Below are 22182 nucleotides of genomic sequence, written 5' to 3' on the forward strand. Positions count from 1 at the left end.
TATACTCAACACGCTCGCGCTGTTTTATGGTGAGCGGATAACTGGGAATTAAACGGAACGGTCACTGTTCCGCCCACAAAAATTCTGACACTCTCCACTCAGGTGAGTGGGTGGCCTCGTCGCCGGTAGTGGGATAGGCGGGCTTGGTGTTGTCGGCGGCGGCGCCATCGCGACCAGGCCCAGACGTGGTCGGGGTCGTGGTGGCGGGGCAGGACCAGGGCGACGAGCAGGCGGCGGATCTCCGGTAGCGTGAGAGCGATCATGTCTTCACCGGTCTCGGTGTATCCCCCTTTGCGGCAATCGCTTTCATAGCGGCGAGCCAGGCGAGAGCGAGCATCGACAAGGTGATGTGGGCATACCACGCCCGGTAGCTGCGGACCTGGTAGTGGTCGAGCCCGGCTTCGCCTTTGGCCTGCTGGAATGCTTCTTCGATATGCCAGCGCGACCCGGCGGTGAACACCAGATCGACCAGCCGGGAGCGGGCCGGTCCGTAACACAGGTAGTAGGCGATGTGGGTGGGGTCGCTGATCGAGCGCCGCGCCAGCAGCCAGTGCCCGCGTCCACGCGCCCAGGTCCCCTCGATCTGGCGGCGTGCCCAATCGTATTCGCGGGGTCCGTGCGCACCGGCACCCACCGACAACCGCTGCCAGGTGCCCGCAGCGAACTCGTCGACGAGTTCGTCGACCCGGGCCACTCGGTCCCCGCGAGTGGTCACCCGCTGATCACAGCGAGTGGCCAGCACATAGGACACGTCGCGGGACTCGAGCCACTCCCGCAGGTATCCGGCCTGGCCGTAGGCTTCATCAGCAGTGAACCACGCGAACGGCACCCCGGCATCCAGGGCCCGGGCCAGCATCGCGATCACCTGCCGTGGTTTCGTGGCGAACCCGACCTCCTCGTCGATCCCGGCGGCCCGGCAGCGCTCACGGTCGGCGGTCCAGGACTCGGGCAGATACAGTTCCCGATCGATCAACGCGTGCCCGCGGGGCGAGGCATAAGCGAGGAACACCCCGATCTGGCAGTTCTCCGTCCGCCCGGCCGTGCCCGAGTACTGCCGCTGCACCCCCGCCGAGCGCACACCCTTCTTCAAGAACCCGGTCTCATCGGCGACCAGCACCCCTCCCGGGTCACCGAGCCGTTCCACGACATAGGCGCGTACATCGTCACGGACCCCGTCGATATCCCAGTCCGCTCGCCGCAGCAGCCGCTGCATCCCCTGCGGACCCGACTCACCGGCACGTTCGGCCAGCGTCCACCCGTTCTTCCGCTCCAACCCCGCTACCAGCCCCGATACATACTCCCGGGCCCGAGCCCGCGGCTCGGACCGGGTGAACCGGACACCGACCCGGGTCATCAACGAATCCAACTCGGCCACAGCACGATCCAACACCACACCACAGATCTACCAGAACCGCCTCACCCGAGTGTCGTTGCAGTATTAATCGATCACCTATGCTCAGCTGGGCCCAAACACGCCGCAGTCACGCGGGGCCCGGACCCGATCATGTTCGCCGACGACGGCCGACACGGCATCATTGAGGTCACACCGGTCACCGCCGCCGCCGACACTCTCGGCGCCGGGGATATTTTGCACGGCGCGTTCTGCGCCTATTACGTCCAGAGCCGCGATTTCGTCGACGCGCTCACCCGTGCCTCAGAGGTGGCGACCTTGTCGTGCCGCACCTTCGGTACGCGGAAGTGGGCTACAGCATTCACCTGATCACAGCGTAGTTCCCGCCAGTCTCGCGCAGCACGATGTCGGCGCGATCCCGCGTGCCCGCGATCAGACGGGCGTTCGGCATATCGCTGTCGGCAATCTTGACCTGCGCCTGTTCGATCGTCTTGCCGCCGTGGAGATGGCGGGCGGTCAATCTCTGCTCGATGACGTGGTCGGCGGCGTCGAGGTACCACACCTCATCGAGCTGTGAGCGGACCCCAGCCCAACCCGGCTGTTCGAGCAGCAGGTAGTTGCCCTCCACGACCGCCAGTCGCTGCGCGGCGAACACGATGGCATCGGGCACGGGATCATGCAGGTCGCGATCGTAGATCGGCCACGGTATACGCCGCCCAAGTGGAGCTTCACGCAGCACTTTCAGAAGCGCAACGAACCCCGCGACGTCGAAGGTGTCCGGTTCGCCTTTGCGATGGAGGGCCCCGACCGCGTCCAGTTCGGCGGAGGTCTTGTGGAAACCGTCCATCGGCGCGATCTCCGCAGGCACAGCGTGCCCAGCCCGGACTGCGGCGGCCAGATTCTGCGACAACGTCGACTTGCCTGCCGCAGGAGGCCCAGCGATTCCGAGCACATGCCGCCGACCCTGTGGAATGCGGGCCGCCACATTCGCCGCCAGCTCGGCCACGGACACTTCAGAACCTGCATGCATCCCGGAATTCCTTCGCACGAGAATCAAGCCAGTGCGACCAATTAGCAAGCCCAAGAGGCCACGCCGGGTGTTGATGATACCGATCCGGGGTTCCGTCAACTGCACGGGAAGTAGAGAGATTTCCGCACCGGCGAATGTTTACCGCGCTGGCCTTCTGCAGGGCACGCTCAACCGGTCAGTCGCTGCACCTGGTCCCCTCAGATCGGCTCTGCCGGAGCGCCGGGCTCGGGTTGAAGGTGATCCGGGCAGCGACACCGCCGAGGGCCGCAAGCCAACCGGCGAAAAACATGCACTAGTCAGCCCGGCGCCGGAGCGGACGCTCAAAACTATGACGGATCCGCTACGGCACCGTCCAATCATTCCAAGATTCCGACACATTTTCTGAGTTCCTACACGACGCCTCGAGGACAGGAGACACTACTAGGCGGCGCGCAGATCGAATTCCTGCGCCTTGGCGCCTGCGATGAACGCGGCCCATTCAGTGGGCGTGAAGACCATGGCGGACGCTTCGGTGTCAGAATCGCGTAGGACGATGTAGCCGTCTGTGCGCTGTTCGATTTCGGGGAGGCCGTCGCCGAGTGGGTGGCTGCTGCCTGCCTTCACGTGGTCGAGGAAGCGTGGCCAGAAGGTGCTATTGATGGCGATGATGGGTTGGGCTGCGGGATCGTTGGCGGGATCTCGGAGGTATTTGCTGTCGCGTATGAAGACCGTCTGGCTTCCGAAGGCGACCTGGACGCACTGGCCACCGTTGGTTCCGCTGTAGCTCGAGGTCCGCCAGTGCAGGCGGTCCTGGGAAGTCATTCCGTTCTCCTACGCTTGTTCGAGGCGATCTCTGCGCCCCCGGATGATGTGGGCGGACTCCTCGACCGGCAGGGCCAGGGAGAGAAGTCGATCTGCAATCATTTTATACATCGCGACCTGCTCTCGATCCTGCACGTACAGGGCGCCGGTCTGGTACTCGACGTAGCCGAGGCTCAGCGCGGTGTCGAAGTGGAGCAGGGTGAAGTCCCCGTCGAGACCGGCGTGCACGGGGGTACTCGTCGGCATCTCGCGGAGTTCGACATTCTCACGGTCCATCAGATCGAGGAGGTGGCCGAGCTGTTCCGCCATGACTTCGGGGCCACCGACGAGCCGGTCGAGGGTGTGTTCCTCGATGACGGCCTGCAGGTATAGCGGGTTATCCTCGCTGGTCAACCGTTGGCGGGCCATCCGTGCTCGGATGGTTTGGGGTAGGTCCAGTGGCGCGATCTGCAGGCCCCCGCTGAGCAGGGCGGTGGCGTAGCCCTCGGTCTGGAGCTGGCCGGTCAGGGTCATCGCCTGGTAGGTGAATTGGCTCGTCGCCAGCCCTTCGAGTCCGATGAACGTTTTGAACCAGCCGGGCAGGACTTCGCTGAACGGCGCCCACCACGTGCTTTGATCGGCTCGGCCGGCCAGTGACGTGATCCGATCAATCTGATCGACCTCTGCCGCGTAGAGACGCATGAGGGTAGCGGTTTCGTCGGGTTGCTGCTGGTACTTGCCGTTCTCCATGTTGTTGATCTTCGGCTGGGTGCAGCCGAGTTCTTTGGCGGCTTCGGCCTGGCTGACCCCGGCACGCACTCTGGCGGATCGCAGCTCGTGACCGATCAAGAAGCGTAGTGCTGACGGATCTGATCGGCTCACGGTCACTGTGTGGTCCTCCTGCGGTTCAGGGTCGTGCGACTCAGTATCCACCACATCCACAAGCGTACTCATAATGAACTTAATAAGCGCTTGTATCAGCTTATATATTTGCTTATGGTCGATGCAGGGTGGTATGTACCGCCACACGACGACCGGGAGCAGTGATCAACATGACGGTTCTGCAGGAGTCACAACATCTCGTCAGCGACCGCACACCGCACCACGCGCGCAGCACAGGCGACGGCGGATGGGTAGTGAGTTATCTACCTGGGCGAACCTTGACACGCGATCAAGCCGAAGCGGCGCTACTTGCCCTCGAAGACATGGCGGCCCTGCAGGCGCACGTCAGGCTGCTGGGGCTGACTGTGCTGGAAGTGATGGGCATGGCTGCCATGGAGTGCCCGTGGCCGCCGCCCCGCAAGGAAGGATTTGCCGCGCGGGCGCTGGCCTGGGCAGGGGTATCGCGGTGATCGCGCGGCGGGCGTGGTCGATCGCTAACACGGTCGTGGCGTTCAGCGGGGTCGCGGCCCGCGGCCAACGCGGGGTCGTCCCGATACAGCCGGTACCCGGGTCTCCGTCGGGTGTGGTCACCGGCGGGCCTCACCGGAAGGACAAATCCTGATGTTCGAGAACTGCCACACGCCCTTCGAGGTAGCCCACATCTACCGGGGGATGGGATTTCCGGTCTCCTGCACATTCGGCCGGGTCGCGGTAACCGCGTCCGGATCGCTGGGGGCGGTGGTGATGCCACCGGACCTGGGCACTCTGGTCCGTCACGAACTCGAACACGACCGCAGCGTCACCGCGCCGGTTTTCACCTATCAGCGACCACGCCGCAACTGGGTGTTCCTCGTCGGCCCCGGCACAGGCGGCGCGCTCGGCGCCACGGCCCGTGCCGCACTGCACCGTGCAGGGGTACGAGTTCTGACCGCGGGACAGAGGGTGTGGCTGCCGATGACCGACCAACCCCTCACCTGGTACTGGATCTGGCCCCCGACCACTGCACAAGCGCTGCCCGCACGGTCGACCGTGCTTGCCACTGCCCGCCGCCAGCTACCAACGTCACGGAGGTGACCCGATGCACGTCAGCACCGGCACCTCACGACCCGCCCGTATCACCGACTCGTCGGAATCGTTGTTCCCGACCGGCGAGGCACTGCTGTCGGCCATTCGAGGTCATCACGTCGGCCCCCATCCCCTCGCACCGATCGCCTACCGGTTCGGGCAACTGCACCAGCAGCGTCTTCATCGCCCCGCCTGCCTGGCATGCCCCCACCGCACCGAATTGTCGGTGCAGGCCGATCGCTGGGTAACCGAGCATGCGCCGCCGCCACATCCGAACGCGACCCTGCACTTCGAATCCCTGGGCACCGTGATCGATCGGCTCGCTGCCCAGCAGGTTCGGGCGTACCACCTGCTGATGAGCGCCGAACCGTCCAGCCCGTTCGTACACGCCGCGTGGTACCGCCTCGCCGAACTGGTCGACGACTACACCGACCTGACCACCGCAGTTGCCCACCGAGCACGACGCCTCCCCGACACATCCTGCCCGTGATCGAACCCGGGCGGCTACCGACGCCCGCGCTGAAAGGAGCCTCGCAATTTCCATCCCCGGCCTACCCACGACCGACCACCGGGCCTCGCCACCCGTCGTAACAGGCGATGAGCTGGTGATCCTCGATACCGATATCGGTTGGCACCCAGCAGGTCTCGTAGCGTTGGTGATCGCGGCACGTGTGGCGCCGAATCTGGTCGTGGTCACCGCCGACGAAACTCGTGGCCGCCGCGCGCAGCTGGCCCGCCACATACTGGAAATGCTCGACCGGCCCGATGTCCGGGTGATCGCCGGGTTCGACCTGGGCGGCGAGGACCGGTTCCTCCTCGACAACGACCAACCTCCCCCGGCGTTCGGTGAAGATTTCCTCGAACGCATCCGTGGTCTCGATCATATGATCGCTGCCATTGTCGAACTCTGCGAATCCACCCGCCCGATCCGGTGGGCGGGGTTGGGTCCGATGTCCAACCTCACCGCTGTCATCTCCCGCCTACCAGAGATCACCGACCAGGTAATGGTCACCCAACTGGGCGGGCCGCCGGGCGGTCACCGGGGCAAGACGCCCGTGCCGGAGAACTTCCGCGTTGATCCGACATCTGCCGGGCTTGCCCTGCGCGCACTGCACACACCGCGTCTAATGCTCGGCGACCACACCGATTCCGACACCCTCCGCATCCCTCCAAACTCCCCACGCCTGCGAGCGCTCGAACGCCCCACCACACCGCCGTGGACACAACTACTGGCGACCCACCTACGAGCATGGTCCGCCCGCGAACCCATAGCCTGGATGAGGCATACCCTGGTCCTCAGCGCCGCGCTCGGACTGCCCTTCGTTGCCTTCCACACCGAACGAATCGAGATACACCCCAACGCACGTCTGTCCCGCGCAAGCCACGGACGACCGATGCAAGTATCGAGCACGGTCGACCATTCCGCGTTCCTGAGCTGGACATATGGTGCGCTGCGCGTATGAATACCCGCCCTGGTCTACTCGCGGATCCGACCGGTTCAAGCCTCGACGTCGGGCGCGCGGTCGCCGAGGCCCAGCCCGCGGAGTAAGGAAGCGGTGGTGGTGTCGCGGTAGCGGTAGGCGATGCCGGAAATGTTACGTACGGCACGATCGAGGAATCCGGGTTCCTGGGTTTTGGCGAGGCGCTCGGTGAGGGGCACACCGTGATTCAGGATCACCGAGTGGAGTTCGTCGGTGTCGGCGATGACCTTTTCACCGATCGGGCGTCGTTCCTGCTCGTATGTGTCCAGGAGTGCGGGGCCGACAGCGCCCGTGGCGACAGCGGCCAGTTTCCAGCCGAGGTTGACCGCGTCCTGAATCGCAACATTCATACCCTGGCCGCCGACGGGAGCCTGCAGATGCGCGGCATCACCACACAGCAGTATCGGGCCTTGACGGTAGGTGGCGCTGAGATAGCGGCCGACCTGAAACACGCTGGTCCACTGCGGGTCCCCGAGGATTACCGTTCCGTCGAAGTGCTGGTCGAGGATCTTCTGGAAAGCTTCCGGTGAGCTGTCGACGCTGTCGGTGTCACCGGCGCCGCTGACCAGGACTCGCCAGGTCCCGTTCGGCAGTTGGGTGGTCAGCAGCATGTGGTCGGCACCGATGTCGTAGCAGACGCGGCCGGCCTCGCCGGGGCGGCCGGTCAAGGGCGCGTCGGTCATCCACATCACCGCGCCGTGGTCACGGGCGCCGGGAAAGTCGGCGCCTATGAGACGGCGGACGACACTGTGGGCGCCGTCGCAGCCGATGAGCCAATCGGGTTGCACGGTTTCGGTGCGCCGGCCGGCGGTGTCGAACAAAGTGGCGGTGACCGCACCGTCGTCGACGGTGACGGCGCGGAGTTCGGTATGCCAGTCGATGACCCCACCGAGTCGCAGAAAGTGCTCGCGCAGGATTTGTTCGGTGTCGGTCTGGCTGATGATCCGGAAGCAGGGGTATTTGCTGTTGAGGGTGGTGAAATCCAGCCGGACGATCTGCCCGGCGTCGTGGAAGCGGTAGTCCATCGATATCCCGCGTAGTCCCTGCTCCAGGAACGGGTCGATGATCCCCATCATCTCGAAGAGCTCCAGGGTCCGCGCGTGCACGGTAAAGGCCCGTGACGTGGTGGCGGGGGCGTGCAGTGCGTCGATCACACAGCACGGCACGCCGCGGCGCAGCAGTTCGATACCGAGAGTGAGACCGGCGGGACCGGCCCCGACGATGAGGATGGACTTGGCCGGTGCGGCGATACGAAACATGACATGCCTTCCTGGGCTGTTGTGGCGCATGGACCTAGAGCCAGGGATGCGCGCGGGAATTACGGGAGAACACGAACCGCGACCGTCACGCCAGAGTGAGAGGGGAAAGCCGTAGCGCGGCGTGAGGTCAGGTTCGCCAGCACGATGGGTCGGGCGGTGGTGAGAGCGCCATGCACCGCACGACGCCCGTCAGGTTTTATTTGTGCAGGTCAGCGGCACATCTATATCGGCTGTGACATCGTTGTCGGACCACATCGGTACCACCCATTCCCGGCCGAACGTGCCGTCGGCGTAGATGAGGGAGGCGTACCGGCCGGCATCACGTTCCAAGACAGGTAACTCGCTAGGTTCACCTGCGCCGATTCGGTCAGCGTTTCAACCGTCGGGTGGGTTGTGATCGTGGCAGAGCCTCCGTTGCATGCTGTGCGACGGCACGTTCGGCTGAGAGTCGCAAGAAGATTCCGGTGCGCTCTCAGTGAGACTCCGAGGACGGCAACGATTTTCTGTCGAATGCCACACAGAAACAGCCCTTAATGAGGGCGCTCAATAGGTCAGAAGAAAGGAAATAACGCGTCAGTCCCCGATTTTTCAGGAGAAAATGCTACCCAGTAGATCGGGTATCGCTGACGAGCGAACCAGATGAATGACAGGACGATTCCCGCTGACCACGGAGCCACCGAAGGCCCGCGTGAGAGCGTCGACAACCTGGGGCCCAACTAGATCAGAATAATGTTCGGATCCATCGATCACCTCTCCGGTATTGGATTGACGCCCCTATCCAAACCCCTAAACAACTTCAAAGGGAAGGGTTTACGGGCACCGATTTTGCGTTAATGCATAATTTCCCATCCCGGACACAGGTGATGTGCTGCACGAATACCAGGAAGGACGAATTTTTGCGTGAAGCAGAAGAGATCGGGCGCTGAGCAGTACGCTCCGCGGGCGACTGATGCCGCAATAACACTGACAACTGCGCCGCGTTCCTCACCTGAATACGCAAGAGCTGCGAATTTGAACCCGCAGCGCCGGCTCGCAGCGGGATCGCCGAAACGACTCGGAAAGAATCAGCGGTCGGCGAGCCGACCGCGCTTCGCTCGGTGAGCCGTTCCACGGTGGTGGTGATCGCTTCGTTCTCCCTGTCCTCGGTATCGAATCCGTGGTCTGCGCTCGCAATCGTTACCAGCTCGGTCGCCGGGCGGGCCCTGGCTGTTTCTGCGGCGATGCGGTAGGAGACGGCGGTGTCGCGGTCGCCGTGCACAATTAACGCGGGGACGTCGGCCTGAAGGAACTGGTCGAGCGGACGGTAGTGCTCGAACTCGGTGAACAGGACCTGCCCGAGTTCGAACTCGACATCGACATCGACATCGACATCGACATCGACATCGACATCGACATCGACATCGACATCGACGAGGAGTACCCCGCGCTCGGCCAGCCGGCGGCGCTGCGGCGGTCCGAAGTTCCCTTTGCCCCAGTCAAGCTCGGGGTCGACAAACGTGTGGTGCAGGTCGAGAACCGAGTTCCACAACACCAGACGGTCCGGACTCGCAGCGAGCCACGGCAGCAGCAACGCGGTCGGTACCGCACCGAAACTGACAGCCACCACCGACAACGGCCCGGCAAACCGGTTCTGCGTGTATTCCACCGCAGCCTGCAAGTCCAGGCACTCCCTGCAATCGTCACATTCCGCGACGCGCCGCCGCTGGTTCCGTGGCCGCGGAAGGAAAACCGCACAACATGAACCCACTGTCGCCAGTCGGTCGGCCAGGCAGACGAACATCATGGCGCCCTCGCCTTTGTCCACAGTGATCCCATGGACCAGCACCACCGCACCACGACCCGCGTTCGTCGACGCGACGTGCACAGCAGCGTCGAGCACCACGCCGTCCGCCGCGGTCAGCGTCACGTTCTCCATCACCACCCCTCTGATCAGCCAGTCGGCCACCAGCCACTCACGTCGCATTAGGCACGGCCTTATACCATCCACGCTCGCCGGGCCACGACCAGCGGCTCGGACTCTCCGAACCCGAATAGCAGCTGTTCGCCGCCGACCGCTGCGCAGACGCAGTGGTTATCTCCAGCCGACTCGCCGCTGTAGCCACACGATCGCCGCGCGGCCGGCTTCTGTTCGATGTCGACGCAGAGCTGGCGACTGTGCCCCGGGGGACCGGTGGCTCTCCCGGGTCCAATATCCGGCCAGTGCGCACACCATGGCGGTGATCGCGGCGGGATCGATGTCGCGGGTGAGGGGGTGCGACGCCAGGATCGGTTCGGGGTCGACCCCGTGTTGGGTCAATGCGGGGGCCAGGAACACCAGGTCCACCCAGGCTGCGCCCACGCACGGCCACGACCAGTCGACGACCATGACCGTGCCATCCGGGCGCAGCAGCATATTGTCCGCGCGGAGATCGGTATGCAGCAGCGTCTCGCCCACCGAGGCAGCCTCCCATCGCTTTTCGAGGATTGCCAGCCAATCCAGATTCCGGCGCGCCCACCCGTCCATGTCGCCGGGCGGGCCGTCCTCGGCGATCGCACTCCAGCCCGAGAGCTTCGGGCGGTACTCAGCGGCCAGGGTCGGGGCCCCTGCCAGAGGGTTCGGGGTCAGCGTCCGTGCCAGGTCCTCGATCACAGCGAGGACCGCTGTAAGTTCTGCCGGCTGATCGAAGCGGGGATGCCGGCCTGCGATGTCGTCGAATACCAGCACGCGCCACCCGTAGGTTTCCAGGGTGAACTGCAGCGCCGGGGCCGGGATCTGCGGTGGCAATTGCGCAGTGGTGTCGGCCTCGACGCGGTATCGGTGAACGAACCTTTCGTCGGTGGGGAGTGCCTTGGCGAACACGGTGCGGCCGTCGACCAAGACCAGCCGGGAAGCCATTCCGCGGCTGAATCCTCCGGGTTGGGTCGATGCCGAACGCACTCGTGCACCCAACCGTTCCTCGATCTCTGCGCGCACCGCCACCGGCACACCGCTCCACCGGATCCGGGACACCGGGGCTTCGATCTCGGTCATCGGATCATCGTGCAGCGTGCAGACCGGCCTCACCACCGAATTTCGTCTCTGGAGCTGGAGCGTCAAAGCCGACGGCAGAACCTCCGGGCTGGCCGCCGCCGGCCAATTCGTGCTCGATGTCGCGGCAGATCCGCTCGACTACGGCATCAAGGGTCCAAGTGGCGTCGATACGGGTCTCGTCCGCGAATGGCAGCGGCTGCCACCCGTGATACCAGCCGGCCATCTGCTCCGGTGGAATCGACGCGGCTTGAGGCCGCCCGGCGTGCCGGACCAGGGTTTCAGCGAAGGTGAGATCGAAACTGTACAACAGGGACCGGCCCGCCGAAGTGACGAGCCGTTCCAGCATGGGCCCGTAGCGGTTGGCATCGAGAATGCCCTCCACGATCACCACCATCCCCCGAGCCAGACACGACCTGGCGATCTGCTCGACAAGACCGATGTTGAACGCGCCGGGCTCGTCGAACTCGCGGAGCACGTTGCGCCGAATAGTGTCCTGAGAGACCACTGCACAGCGGCTATGGTCGAAACGCTGCTGAACCGCCACGGCGGTCGAGGACTTCCCCGACGCAGAATTCCCGCGGATCACCACCAACACACCCTTGCCCCCAGAGTCCGCCCCACCCTGGTAGGTAGTGGTCACACCTGCCGCGTCGTTGACCAAGGTCACGTAGGCCAGTTGCGGGATCCGCTGTATCAGCTCCCGGTACAGGATCTGGGCAACGCGCTCAAAAGTCGGCCTGTGCTCGAACAACTTGGTCCAAACGGTCGCCGACAAGCGCGCCGCATACTCGTCGAGAACCTCGTCGAGCAGATCGGTATCAACAAACCGGCCATAGGCGTCGAGCTGGTCGTCGGCGAACGAGAAACTCACCCGCATCGTGACCGAGACCTCTGTGATCGGCGCCACCCCCCGGGTCTGGCGCACCGGTGAAGACAGTCCCTGCCTCACCTGGAAGGCGCGGCTCATCTCCACGCTGAACACCCGAAACACCCTAACCCAACGACCGGGCATCCCCACCGCGGATTCGCCGCTTACTCCAGACTGTAGCCGCGCCAGTCGAAGCGCCACGACCGATTCCGATCGACACCCGAGACGATTCGACACCGAGGCGCCATCCAGGACCCAGCGCCGTCGTGAGATAGACCCCGGACCACACACGCGTCCGCCCCACCGAGCATGTGTGGCACGCGAGCAATGCGGATCACCTCGAAATAGGCGATGTCCTTAGCTCCTACCGGAGACCTTGCTGGTCCCTCGCGGCACGCGACGTGTCGTAATGCGCGATGATTGTCGATGGATGCACCGGTCAGCGCAGACTGCGCGCGGACGGCGTGGAGGGTCTCGCAGTGGGCGTCCGATATCTGTCGTCGAGTGAGCCTGGTAAGGAGCCGTGTGAGCACCCTCGGTAGTTTCATCTGGTCGATCGCCGACCAACTTCGGGGTCCCTACCGCCCCAACCAGTACGGCAACGTGATCCTCCCGCTCACGATCTTGCGCCGCCTCGACTGCATCATCGAGCCCGACCGGGAGACGGTCCGCGAGCTCGCCGCGAAGTACGACAACCCCAAACGGCTCGAGATCGAGGTCAAGAAGGCCACCGGGCGGCAGTTCTACAACACCTCGCACTACTCCTTCGCCAACCTGCTGGCCGACGCCGACGGGCTGGCGGACAACCTCGCCGACTACATCGACCGGTTCTCGCCCGATGTCGACGTCTTCGAGTACTTCGACTTCAAGAAAGAAATTCTCGCCCTGGAGAAGGCGGAACTCCTGCGCGAGGTCGTCACCTCCTTCAGGTCCGTCGATCTGCATCCGGACGTCGTCTCCAACGCCGATATGGGCGACGCATTCGAGTACATCATCCGCAAGTTCAACGAGGCCGCGAACGAGACCTCCGGCGACCACTACACCCCGCGCGACGCGATCCGGCTCCTGGTCGACCTGCTCTTCGCCGAAAAGGACGCCGACTTGACCGAGGCAGGCATCATCCGCACGCTTTACGACCCCACCGCGGGCACCGGCGGAATGCTCGCCCTAGCCGAGGAGCACCTGCTCGCGCACAACCCCGACGCGAGGCTGAGCCTGTACGGCCAGGAGTACAACCCGCAGTCGTATGCGATCTGCAAGTCTGACCTGCTGGCCAAGGGCCACGACGCGACCAATATCGCCTTCGGCAACACGCTCACCGACGACGCATTCAAGGGCCGCCAGTTCGATGGAAACCGTGGAAGGACGACCGCCCTATCTCTGGCTGGCTGTACACGCCTGGTACGAAGGCGCACTACAGACCCTGGCGGACCTACCCGACCTGCCACAATGACCCCCGGCCCCGGAAATACACCCGGATCAGGTGGCACTGCTTCACTGGCAGTACGACGGCAGAACCATCGTCAACACCATTTCGGGACCAAACCGGGGGGTAAACGGGGGGTTGGTCAAAACAAAACAGGTCAGGCCCGGTACTAGACCGGGCCTGACCTGGGGTTTTAAGTGGAGCTAAGGGGACTCGAACCCCTGACCCCCACACCGGGGTTCATACGGCGCTTGCACCAACGCATGATGCAGCACCAAACGTCGGCATCGACGAATACGTTTCCCGCCCAGTGACGGTAGACAAGATCTGAGAACTGGCAGCAGGCCGCAACTCCGAAATCACCAGGCCGACAGCACTGCGACCACCCGATTCCGGCTGATTTCGTGCCCCGTGCGCCTAACACCGGTACACAGCAGTCAATACGGGCAGCAACTAGCGACCAGCCGTGTCCAATCCCTGCCGGGAATCGAGAAGTTACCGGTACCAGGCGACCGGCACCATGGCGAACCTCCGTAGCCAGGACATCACGGTAGACATACGGGATTGACAACCGGCCGTAGCAGAGCGTTCATGGACCACAGCTACGACCACATTCGTACGCAAACACATCCGCACCGTCTGCAAATTCACCAACGGACATCCCGGGGAGAGTGACTGTGACACAACGTCGGCGACACCACCACAAGGGAACAGCATCAAACCAGCCCCGACCCGCGCTACACATCGCGGGGTCAACGGCGTCACGACACGACGATATTCAAGTCATCCCACCATCGACGCCACCCGAGGTCTCACCCCAGGTCGCCGCTGCCCTGATACGTCTGATCAAGAATGTCGCCGCCGCCGAGACCGACAACCAGTCCGCACCCGAGCAACGGGCGGCATGATGATCCGGTTCGCGTTCGCCGGCCGAGTATCGACCGAAGACCAACAAGACCCCGAAACATCACGTAACTGGCAGCTCGCCCGAGCCCGCGCTCTGATCGGCAACCGTGGACACATCGCCGCCGAATTCTTCGACATCGGGCAATCCCGCTCCATCCCCTGGAAACGCCGCCCCCAAGCAGCACAGCTACTGGACCTACTCAAACAACCCGACCGCGGGTTCGACGCTGTCGTCATCGGTGAACCCCAGCGCGCCTTCTACGGCAACCAATTCGGGCTCACCTTCCCCGTCTTCGTCCACTACGACGTCGCGCTCTGGGTTCCCGAGGTCGGTGGCCCGATCGATCCCGACTCCGAAGCCCACGACCTGATCATGTCCGTCTTCGGCGGCATGTCCAAAGGCGAACGCAACCGCATCAAGATCCGCGTCCGCGCCGCCATGGCCGCAGGCCAAAGTCGAAGGCCGCTACCTAGGCGGACGACCACCCTACGGATACCGACTCGCCGACGCCGGCCCACACCCCCACCCCGGCAAAGCCGCCGACGGCAAACGCCTCCACACCCTCGAACCCGACCCGACCACCGCCCCGATCGTTCAACGCATCTTCACCGAATACCTCTCCGGCATCGGCGTCTTCGCCATCGCTCAACGCCTCACCGCCGACGGCATCCCCTGCCCATCCGCGTACGACCGCCGCCGCAACCCGCACCGCACCGGCATCGCCTGGTCGAAAGGCGCTGTCCGCACGATCCTGACCAACCCCCGCTACACCGGCCACGCGGTCTGGAACAAACAACACAAACAAGAAACCCTCATCGACGTCGACGACGTCGCCCTCGGCCACCAAACCCACCTGACCTGGAACCAGAAATCCGAGTGGGTCTACTCCGACAAACCTGCCCATCCCGCCCTGGTCACCACAGCCGACCTCGAACACGTGCGCCTGCGCCTGGCTTCCCGAGGACCGAAATCCAGCGGTCGAGTCGTCCGCACCACCCACCCGTACTGCTTCAAAGGGCTGCTGGTCCACGATGCGTGCGGACGCCGCATGCAGGGCACCTGGAACCACGACCGGGCCCACTACCGCTGCCGCTACCCCTCCGAATACGCCCTGGCCAACGACCTGGACCATCCCCCCGCGGTCTACCTACGCGAAGACCAACTCACCGAACCCCTCGACACCTGGCTCACCGAAGCCTTCCACCCCGACCACATCGAAGACATCCTCAACAACCTGGAACACGCCCAACCCGACAACACACCGGTCCTGGACACCGCACGCCACACCCTCGCCGGACTCGACCGGAAACTGGCCACCTACCGCGCCGCGCTGGAAGCCGGAACCGACCCCGCGCTGGTCGCGGAATGGACCAAAGAAATCCAAACCGAACGTGAATACATCACCGCGCAGATCGCAGCATCAGAAGCTCAACGACGCGCACATACGAAAATGACCCGAACCGAAATCGAGCAACTCATCAGATCGCTGGACGGCATGACAGCCATACTCCGCAAGGCGGACCCTGAGGACAAATTAGAAGTGTATCGGCAACTCGGCCTGAAACTCACCTTCGACCACACCACACGAACGGTCGCAGCCGAAGCCATCCCACAACCACCCGTGGGCGTACTGGTTGTGTCCGGAGGGGGACTTGAACCCCCACGCCCGATAAAGGGCACTAGCACCTCAAGCTAGCGCGTCTGCCATTCCGCCACCCGGACCGGTGTGCTCAGCAAGAGTATCGGATCGCGCCACCGGGGCAAAATCGCGGGTGCCACCTGGGGTTTTCCCCTCCTCTATCAGCGGCTGACGAATTTTGGTCCAGCGGCTGCGGTGCGTGGGTAGATTGTGGTGCGCAACCAGCAGTCGCGGTGAGGAGCGCTAGGTGGGACATGATGTCGCGGTCGTTATCGGGGTCGGAGGCATGGGGCGGGCCATCGCGCGCCGAGTGGGGGGTGGCCGGCGGCTGCTGATCGCCGATTTCGACAAGGAGAATTTGGGCGCGGTGGTCGAGGTGCTGGCCGGCGAGGGGCATGAGGTGCGTGGGCAGCATGTCGATGTGTCGGATGCCGGGTCGGTGGCGGCGCTGGCGGCGGCCGCCGGCGAGGCGGGGCGGGTCACTCATATCGCGCACACCGCAGGGGTGTCGCCGACCCAGGCGGTGACGAAGGCGGTGCTGGCGGTGGATCTGCTCGGGACGGCGCTGGTGCTGGATGCTTTCGAGAGTGTGGTCGCCGAGGGCGGGGCGGGGGTGGTGATCGCGAGTATGTCGGCGTATATGGCGCCGCTGCCCGACGATCAGGTCGCGGCGCTCGCGCATACGCCGGCGGCGGAGTTGCCGGCGTTGCCGTTCCTGGACCACGAGGCGCATCCGGGTATCGCCTACGCGGTGGCGAAACGGGGCAATGTGGCACGGGTGCAGGCCGCGGCGGTCGCGTGGGGGCGGCGGGGTGCGCGGCTCAATTCGATCAGCCCGGGGGTGATTTCGACGCCGATGGGGCGGCAGGAGCTGGACGGCGAGTCGGGTGCGGCGATGCGGGCGATGGTCAACGCGTCGGCGACGGGGCGGTTGGGGACGCCGGACGATATCGCGCATGCGGCGGCGTTCCTGCTGGATCCGGCGTCGAGTTTCATCTCGGGAGTCGATCTGCTGGTCGACGGTGGGACCGTGGCCGGGGTGCGGGCGCTGGCCTCCGGAAACCTGTCCTAGCGGCCGATCCGCGTCCAGCGTCTCGGTCCGGGTGAGGGGAATTGTTGACGACGCCCGCGCCGGCGGATGATGATGCGGCCATCAGCCCCGACGTCCCGGAAGTGAACTGTGCCGCACACCAGAGTCCCCGCCGTCCACCTGGGTCCGGATTACGACCCCGCCCTCGCCCGGGGAATCGAGGCGGGTGGCGGCCGGCTGGTGCCGTTGGGCGAGGCCGAGGTGGTGGTATGGAAGGGCGGGCCGGATTCCTTTCCCGAGCGGTTACCGGATGCGGTGCGGTGGGTGCAGCTGCCGAGTGCGGGGATCGAACGGTGGTTCGCCGCGGGCCTCATCGACGACGACCGCGTCTGGACCTCGGCGGCCGGTGCCTATGCGCCGAGCGTGGCCGAGCACGCGGTGTTGCTGCTCCTGGCCGGAGTGCGAGGGCTGGGTGAACAGGCGCGTGCGACCTCGTGGCGCAAGGCCGAGTTCGAGACCCGGGTGGGGACGCTGCACGGGGCCACTGTCGCAATCATCGGCTGCGGGGGTATCGGCCGGGCGATGATCCCGCTGTTCCGCGCGTTCGGGGCACAAGTACTGGCCTCCACCCGGTCCGGGACGCCGGTGCCGGGGGCGGTCGAAACGGTGGACGCGAGCAGGAACGCCGAACTCTTCTCGCGCGCGGACCATATCGTGATCGCGGCACCGGCGACGGCCGATACCGCGCACCTCGTCGACGCCGACGCGTTGGCCCGGATGAAACCGGCGGCCTGGATCGTGAACATCGCCCGGGGGTCGCTGATCGATACCGATGCGCTGGTGCGGGCGCTGCGCGCGGAAACAATCGGGGGCGCGGCACTGGATGTCACGGATCCGGAACCGCTGCCCGACGGGCATCCGCTCTGGTCGCTGCCCAATGCGGTGATCACCCCGCATCTGGCGAACCCGTCCACCGGTCTGCCCGGCCTGCTGGCCGAGCATGTGCGCGCGAATGTGGAACGGTTCGCGGCGGGCGAACCGCTGCTGGCCCTCGTCGATACCGAACGGGGTTACTAGCGGACGGCACGTCTCCGCACCGTCCCGGTGGATCAGACTTCGAGTATTTCGTCGATCGGGCGCCGGGGGGTATCGGCCAGCGGCGCGGAACCGCGAGAACTCCAGCCGACCCGCACCATGGACTGGGGGTACGCGCAGTCGTGGAGTAATCCGGTCCGGATCTCCTGCCGTGCGTCCGGCACGCCGAGCGGTTCGGTCTGCACGCTGGTGGCCAGGCCCAGTTCGGTCGCGGTCAGCAGAAGCGCGCTCGTCGCCTCCCCTGCCCGCAGTTGGGCCCGCCGGTCGTCGCGGGTGGTGCCGACGACGAGCCATTGCGCGGCGTCCGGCTGGTTCGCCGGATCGAGCAGGGCGGGGTCGGCGAAGGTACGCACCGGGATCTCGCCGTCCGGGCGCGCCGCGGGGGCGTTCCGGGACGGCACCCCGTCGGTGAGCCGATCATGCCCACTCCAGTGGGCGATCTCCTCCCGGTACCGCCGGTCGGTGGCGTGCGCGGCGACCGCGTGCTGCATGGGCGTTCGCAGGCGTGGCAGCAGCGTGTCGGGGACCTGCCGGACGGCGGCTCCGCGTGCCGAGACCTGCGCGGCCAGTGACCGCAGGTAACGGGCCGGGATCGGCTTGGGCAGGTAGTGGCGGCGATCGGTCCGGCGCCACAGGATGGCGGCGGCCATTTCGATCTCGGCGTCGGTGGGCGGCCGGCGGGTGGTGTGGAGCGTGGCGAGATGGTCTGAATCGCCGGGGTCCGGGCAGTAGTCCACGGCGGAGGCCCAGCCGAGCGCGGCCAGGGCGGCGCGCATATGGTGCAGCGCGGCACCGCAGCTGACGATGAGGGAGCGCAGCGAGGGATCGGTGACGATCAGCTGCCGGCCGGTATCGGCGAAGAGCTGGATACCGGAGTCGGCGGACCGCCAGCGCCAGGGTTGGGTGTTGTACAGACGGCGCTCGGACTGCCAGGCCGAGGGCGAGATCGGTGGCCTCACGATCCGAGATCGTGGCGGACATTGTATTGCGTCCTTCCGATGACAGGCGATGTGCAGGTTTTTCGGCTCGTACCACTGCCGGGTGGTCGCGGAGAATGCGACCCGGCACCGCGACTCCGCCTATCCGGACGCCGGGTGCCTGCGGTGCGCGGATGCCCTGAATCCGAGAGTAGGCAATGCACACCACGGCGGCACGGCACCCGGCGAGATTTGCCGGATGATACCCAGCACGGCGGCGCGGCGCGGCGACGTATCGCGCACGGGGCGCGATGATTCGATGCCTTACCTGATGCAGATCCTGCATCCGATCGAATTATGTGACCCTGATCACATAAATGTCGGATTACCGGATATTCGCCACCCGCCTCCGAGGCCGGTTCGGGCGGACACGTTGCGGCCGGTTCTGTTTCCCGGCCCGGAAGCCGGGTAGATCGGCAGTACTCTGGCCTACTACCCCTGGTGACCAGCTGTGACAGATGCGAAACACCGAAGAAAGGGATGCACATTATGCTGCTACGCCGGTTCGCCCGCCCCCTGCTGGCGAGTGCGTTCGTCGTCAACGGAGTCGAAACACTGATGCATCCGGAATCACGGGTGAAGGAAGCGTCGACTCTGGTCCACAAGGGGAAGGAATCGCTGCCGTCCGATATCGCGGGCAACTTGCCCGCCGACCCCAGCACCCTGGTGCGGGTGACCGCGGCCGTGCAGATCGCCGGCGGCGCCCTCCTGGCGCTGGGCAAGGCGCCGCGCCCGGCGGCGCTGGCGCTGGCGGCGACGGTGGTTCCGGCGACGGTGACCGAGCAGAACTTCTGGGCCGAGAACGACCCCGAGCGCCGCGCGGCGAAACGGACGGCCTTCCTCAAAGACGTGAGCCTGCTCGGGGGCCTGATGATCGCGGCATCGGATACCGCGGGTAAGCCTTCGCTGGGCTGGCGGGGACGCCGCGCCGCCCGCCGGGCCGCCGTCACTGTCGGCGGTGCGCTGCCGGTGGGGTCGTCGGCCCGTAGCGGCACGGGCGAGGCCGTCCGGCAGCAACTACATCAGGCCGCCGACCGGAGCCGGGATCTGGCGGGTTCCGCGGCCGAGCGAGGCGCGGAGCTGGCGGAGATCGCCCAGCAGCGGGGTCCGGTGTGGGCGGACACCGCCAAGAAGCGGGGCGCCGACTGGGCCGAAACCGCCAAGCATCGCGGTGCCGAGCTGGCCGAAACCGCCCAGACCCGCGGTCCCGAATGGGCCGCGGTGGCGAAGAGCCGGGCCGCCGAACTCGCCGACTACACCAAACACCGTGGCAGCGAACTCGCCGACACGGCGCAGCATCGGGGACCGGAGTGGGCGGAAGCGGCCAAGACCCGCGCCGCCGAACTCGCCGACTACACCAAACACCGTGGCGGCGAACTCGCCGAAACCGCCCAGCACCGCGGCCCCGAATGGGCCGAGGCGGCCAAGACCCGCGCCGCCGAACTCGCCGACTACACCAAACACCGTGGCGGCGAGCTCGGCGCCTCGGCGAAGGCGCAGCGCGCCCAGCTGGCCAAGGCGAAGGCGAAGGCCGACAAAGCCAAGGCGAAGGCCAAGAAGAAGGCGGCGAAATCCAAACTCCGCTGAGCACGCAGTGAATGCGACGATGCCCGGGCCGTGCGGTCCGGGCATCGTCGCGTCACATCCCGGGAAACTCGAGGATCGGCGCCGGATAGTCCGTGTCGAGCCGCCACGGCCGGTGGATGGCCCGGCCTTCGATATCGGCGAGTTCGGGGACCCAGCGCCGCACATAGTCGCCGTGCGGGTCGTAGCGGTCGGCTTGGCGCAGCGGATTGAGTACCCGGTTCGGGCGGGTGTCGTTTCCGGTTCCGGCGACCCATTGCCAGTTGAGCTGATTGTTCGCCAGGTCCGCGTCGACCAACCAGTACAGGAAGTGTCGCGCGCCGGCCCGCCAGTCCACCCGCAGCGACTTCGCGAGAAAGCTCGCGGTGATCAGGCGGGCGCGATTGTGCATCCAGCCCTGTGCGCGCAATTGCCGCATCCCGGCGTCGACGATCGGGATACCGGTGTGCCCCTCGCGCCAGGCCGCGAGCGCCTGCTCATCGTCGCGCCAGCGGATATCCCGCGCGCGGTAGTCGGCCCATGCCGCGCCGGGCCGGGCGGCCAGCACCTGGTGATAGAAGTCCCGCCAGGCCACCTGCCGGACGAACGCGGCGGCGCTCTCGGTGGAATCACCGGCGCGGCGCACCACCTCCCCCGGCGAAAGACAGCCGAAATGCAGGTACGGGGAAAGCCGTGAGGTGGTGTCGGCGGCCATATCGTCACCGCCGGACGCGTAGCCGCCGAGGTTACGGGAAATCCAGTCCCGCAGCATTTTTCGGCCCGTTGTCTCGCCGCCGACCGACAGTTCGGGCGAGGGTTCGCCCACCCCGAGCTCGCTCGGCTCCGGAAGCGACCCGGCCGCGATCTCCGGCAGCTCGAGGCGGCGCGGCGCGTGCAGCGCCGCCCGGTGCCGGTCGCTCGTCCAGCGCCGCAGATAGGGCGTGAACACGGCGAAGTGATCATTGCCGGCGGGCACCAGATCTCCGGGTGGTACGACGGTCAGCGAGGCAGTGTGGATCCGCAGTTCGCGGCCGTCGCGGGCCAGGCGATCACGCAGCCGCCGCTCCCGGAGGCGGCTGTAGACGCTGACATCGGCGGCGATATGGACGACCGGCGCGTCCGCCGTCGCCGCCACCCGCGCCACCTCTTCGGCGACGTCTCCGGCGCGGACAACGAGCCGGCCGCCGAGCGCACGGAGTTCGTCGTCGAGTTCACGCAGGGCGGCCGCCAGGAAATGCGCGCGATTGGGCGGGCAGGAACGACCGGACAGGATGGCCTCGTCGAGAACGAAGAGCGGGACCACCGTCGCGGCCTCCCGGTACGCCGCGGTGAGCACCGGGTTGTCCCGCACCCGCAGATCGCGGGTGAACAGCGCGACCGCGGCTGCGGTCACGTGAACCAGACCAGGCAGAATGTGTGCCCGACCGGGTCGGTGTAGACCCGGAATGTCTCCTCCGCGTGAACGAATGTGGCGCCGAGCGCCAGAACGGCCGGTTCGGCGATTTCCACATCGCTGACCAGCACATCGAAGTGGACCTGCTGCGAACCGGCCGGGTCCGGAAACCGGGGCGGCCGATAATCCGGCGACATCTGGAACGCCAGCCGCCGGCCCTGCGGGTCGACCATGGCGACCCAGGTGTCGTCACTTTCCGCGCTCACCACTTCCCCGCCGAGCAATCCGAGATAGAACTCGGACAGCTTCCACGGATCCGGGCAGTCCAGTACTACCGTCCGCAATCCCTCTACCCCGTCGGCCGCCATGGATCGGCCCTCCTTCCGCACGTGATACCGGTCGCGTACCCGGGCCCACGTCGGGAAA

The 22182-nt window shown here is 65.9% G+C and carries 22 protein-coding genes, 1 tRNA gene and 3 pseudogenes; 11 read left to right on the forward strand and 15 right to left on the reverse strand.

Annotated elements, in window-relative coordinates; genetic code table 11:
- Positions 1–98: 98 nt before the first annotated feature.
- Complete coding sequence (locus tag AB0H42_RS17085; RefSeq protein ID WP_357056528.1) at positions 99–263, reverse strand: hypothetical protein; 165 nt, start codon at positions 261–263, stop codon at positions 99–101.
- Entirely contained in the window at positions 260–1393 is a 1134-nt protein-coding gene (locus AB0H42_RS17090; RefSeq protein ID WP_357056531.1) for an IS701 family transposase, read from the reverse strand. Before AB0H42_RS17090 ends, AB0H42_RS17085 begins: the two co-directional genes overlap by 4 nt.
- 48 nt (positions 1394–1441) lie before the next feature.
- On the opposite strand from AB0H42_RS17090, the gene AB0H42_RS17095 reads away from it, so the two are divergent.
- The gene (locus AB0H42_RS17095) at positions 1442–1720 is read left to right on the forward strand and encodes a PfkB family carbohydrate kinase (RefSeq protein ID WP_357056984.1); all 279 of its coding nucleotides are present in this window, start codon (positions 1442–1444) and stop codon (positions 1718–1720) included.
- Here the strand turns inward: AB0H42_RS17095 and AB0H42_RS17100 are convergent.
- The 3 genes from AB0H42_RS17100 to AB0H42_RS17110 all read right to left on the reverse strand — a co-directional run bounded on the left by AB0H42_RS17100 (position 1713) and on the right by AB0H42_RS17110 (position 4103).
- Positions 1713–2381 carry a nucleoside/nucleotide kinase family protein gene (locus AB0H42_RS17100; protein WP_357056534.1) on the reverse strand — a complete coding sequence of 223 codons (669 nt, stop codon included), beginning with the start codon at positions 2379–2381 and terminating at the stop codon, positions 1713–1715. The two genes, AB0H42_RS17095 and AB0H42_RS17100, sit on opposite strands and share 8 nt — an antisense overlap.
- Before the next feature lie 420 nt (positions 2382–2801).
- Positions 2802–3182, reverse strand: a complete 381-nt coding sequence (locus AB0H42_RS17105) for a DUF397 domain-containing protein (protein WP_357056537.1) — start codon at positions 3180–3182, stop codon at positions 2802–2804.
- Between the two features lie 9 nt (positions 3183–3191).
- Positions 3192–4103, reverse strand: coding sequence for a helix-turn-helix transcriptional regulator (locus AB0H42_RS17110; protein WP_357056540.1), 912 nt, complete (start codon positions 4101–4103; stop codon positions 3192–3194).
- A gap of 110 nt (positions 4104–4213) precedes the next feature.
- Between AB0H42_RS17110 and AB0H42_RS17115 the strand changes: the two genes are divergently transcribed.
- The 4 genes from AB0H42_RS17115 (at position 4214) to AB0H42_RS17130 (ending at position 6571) form a co-directional block, all read left to right on the forward strand.
- Complete coding sequence (locus AB0H42_RS17115) at positions 4214–4513, forward strand: hypothetical protein (protein WP_357056987.1); 300 nt, start codon at positions 4214–4216, stop codon at positions 4511–4513.
- A gap of 151 nt (positions 4514–4664) precedes the next feature.
- Complete coding sequence (locus AB0H42_RS17120; RefSeq protein WP_357056543.1) at positions 4665–5117, forward strand: hypothetical protein; 453 nt, start codon at positions 4665–4667, stop codon at positions 5115–5117.
- 4 nt (positions 5118–5121) lie between these two features.
- Positions 5122–5598, forward strand: a complete 477-nt coding sequence (locus AB0H42_RS17125) for a DUF4254 domain-containing protein (RefSeq protein WP_357056546.1) — start codon at positions 5122–5124, stop codon at positions 5596–5598.
- A 115-nt stretch (positions 5599–5713) separates the two neighbouring features.
- Positions 5714–6571 (forward strand): nucleoside hydrolase, encoded by an 858-nt coding sequence (locus AB0H42_RS17130; RefSeq protein WP_357056549.1) that lies wholly within the window; start codon positions 5714–5716, stop codon positions 6569–6571.
- A 35-nt stretch (positions 6572–6606) separates the two neighbouring features.
- On the opposite strand, the gene AB0H42_RS17135 is transcribed toward AB0H42_RS17130, so the two are convergent.
- The 5 genes from AB0H42_RS17135 to AB0H42_RS17155 all read right to left on the reverse strand — a co-directional run bounded on the left by AB0H42_RS17135 (position 6607) and on the right by AB0H42_RS17155 (position 11840).
- Positions 6607–7848: an FAD-dependent monooxygenase gene (locus AB0H42_RS17135; protein WP_357056552.1), complete on the reverse strand. Its 1242-nt coding sequence runs from the start codon at positions 7846–7848 to the stop codon at positions 6607–6609.
- A gap of 189 nt (positions 7849–8037) precedes the next feature.
- Positions 8038–8178 (reverse strand): hypothetical protein, encoded by a 141-nt coding sequence (locus AB0H42_RS17140; protein ID WP_357056555.1) that lies wholly within the window; start codon positions 8176–8178, stop codon positions 8038–8040.
- A 466-nt stretch (positions 8179–8644) separates the two neighbouring features.
- The gene (locus AB0H42_RS17145) at positions 8645–9793 is read right to left on the reverse strand and encodes an alpha/beta hydrolase (RefSeq protein ID WP_357056558.1); all 1149 of its coding nucleotides are present in this window, start codon (positions 9791–9793) and stop codon (positions 8645–8647) included.
- Positions 9794–9919: 126 nt separating this feature from the next.
- Entirely contained in the window at positions 9920–10858 is a 939-nt protein-coding gene (locus AB0H42_RS17150; protein ID WP_357056561.1) for a phosphotransferase, read from the reverse strand.
- Positions 10859–10862: 4 nt separating this feature from the next.
- Positions 10863–11840: a hypothetical protein gene (locus AB0H42_RS17155; protein ID WP_357056564.1), complete on the reverse strand. Its 978-nt coding sequence runs from the start codon at positions 11838–11840 to the stop codon at positions 10863–10865.
- Positions 11841–12251: 411 nt separating this feature from the next.
- On the opposite strand from AB0H42_RS17155, the pseudogene AB0H42_RS17160 reads away from it, so the two are divergent.
- From AB0H42_RS17160 to AB0H42_RS17170, 3 pseudogenes are all read left to right on the forward strand, one after another.
- Positions 12252–13076 (forward strand): annotated as a pseudogene (locus AB0H42_RS17160) (class I SAM-dependent DNA methyltransferase); the annotation flags it as partial.
- Positions 13077–14059: 983 nt separating this feature from the next.
- Positions 14060–14452: pseudogene (locus tag AB0H42_RS17165) on the forward strand (recombinase family protein); the annotation flags it as partial.
- A gap of 232 nt (positions 14453–14684) precedes the next feature.
- Positions 14685–14960 (forward strand): annotated as a pseudogene (locus tag AB0H42_RS17170) (recombinase family protein); the annotation flags it as partial.
- Between the two features lie 246 nt (positions 14961–15206).
- On the opposite strand, the gene AB0H42_RS17175 reads toward AB0H42_RS17170, so the two are convergent.
- Complete coding sequence (locus tag AB0H42_RS17175; protein WP_357056567.1) at positions 15207–15443, reverse strand: hypothetical protein; 237 nt, start codon at positions 15441–15443, stop codon at positions 15207–15209.
- Between the two features lie 253 nt (positions 15444–15696).
- Positions 15697–15781 (reverse strand) — tRNA-Leu (locus AB0H42_RS17180).
- 164 nt (positions 15782–15945) lie between these two features.
- Here AB0H42_RS17180 and AB0H42_RS17185 point away from each other — a divergent pair.
- Both AB0H42_RS17185 and AB0H42_RS17190 read left to right on the forward strand, forming a co-directional pair.
- Positions 15946–16770 (forward strand): SDR family oxidoreductase, encoded by an 825-nt coding sequence (locus AB0H42_RS17185; RefSeq protein ID WP_357056570.1) that lies wholly within the window; start codon positions 15946–15948, stop codon positions 16768–16770.
- Between the two features lie 108 nt (positions 16771–16878).
- On the forward strand, positions 16879–17805 hold the full coding sequence (locus AB0H42_RS17190) for a D-isomer specific 2-hydroxyacid dehydrogenase family protein (protein ID WP_357056573.1): 927 nt from the start codon (positions 16879–16881) through the stop codon (positions 17803–17805).
- A gap of 32 nt (positions 17806–17837) precedes the next feature.
- Here the strand turns inward: AB0H42_RS17190 and AB0H42_RS17195 are convergent, their stop codons facing one another.
- A complete protein-coding gene (locus AB0H42_RS17195) occupies positions 17838–18782 on the reverse strand; it encodes a hypothetical protein (protein WP_357056576.1) in 945 nt (314 codons plus the stop codon).
- A 507-nt stretch (positions 18783–19289) separates the two neighbouring features.
- Between AB0H42_RS17195 and AB0H42_RS17200 the strand changes: the two genes are divergently transcribed.
- The gene (locus AB0H42_RS17200; protein ID WP_357056579.1) at positions 19290–20387 is read left to right on the forward strand and encodes a DoxX family protein; all 1098 of its coding nucleotides are present in this window, start codon (positions 19290–19292) and stop codon (positions 20385–20387) included.
- Between the two features lie 52 nt (positions 20388–20439).
- Here AB0H42_RS17200 and AB0H42_RS17205 read toward each other — a convergent pair whose 3' ends face one another.
- Together AB0H42_RS17205 and AB0H42_RS17210 are read right to left on the reverse strand one after the other, a co-directional pair.
- Positions 20440–21756, reverse strand: a complete 1317-nt coding sequence (locus AB0H42_RS17205; RefSeq protein WP_357056582.1) for a deoxyribodipyrimidine photo-lyase — start codon at positions 21754–21756, stop codon at positions 20440–20442.
- Positions 21753–22124 (reverse strand): VOC family protein, encoded by a 372-nt coding sequence (locus tag AB0H42_RS17210; RefSeq protein WP_357056585.1) that lies wholly within the window; start codon positions 22122–22124, stop codon positions 21753–21755. The genes AB0H42_RS17205 and AB0H42_RS17210 overlap by 4 nt, the downstream gene beginning before the upstream one ends.
- Between the last annotated feature and the right edge of the window lie 58 nt (positions 22125–22182).

It is taken from the genome of Nocardia sp. NPDC050799, from assembly GCF_040654015.1.
GTDB lineage: Bacteria > Actinomycetota > Actinomycetes > Mycobacteriales > Mycobacteriaceae > Nocardia.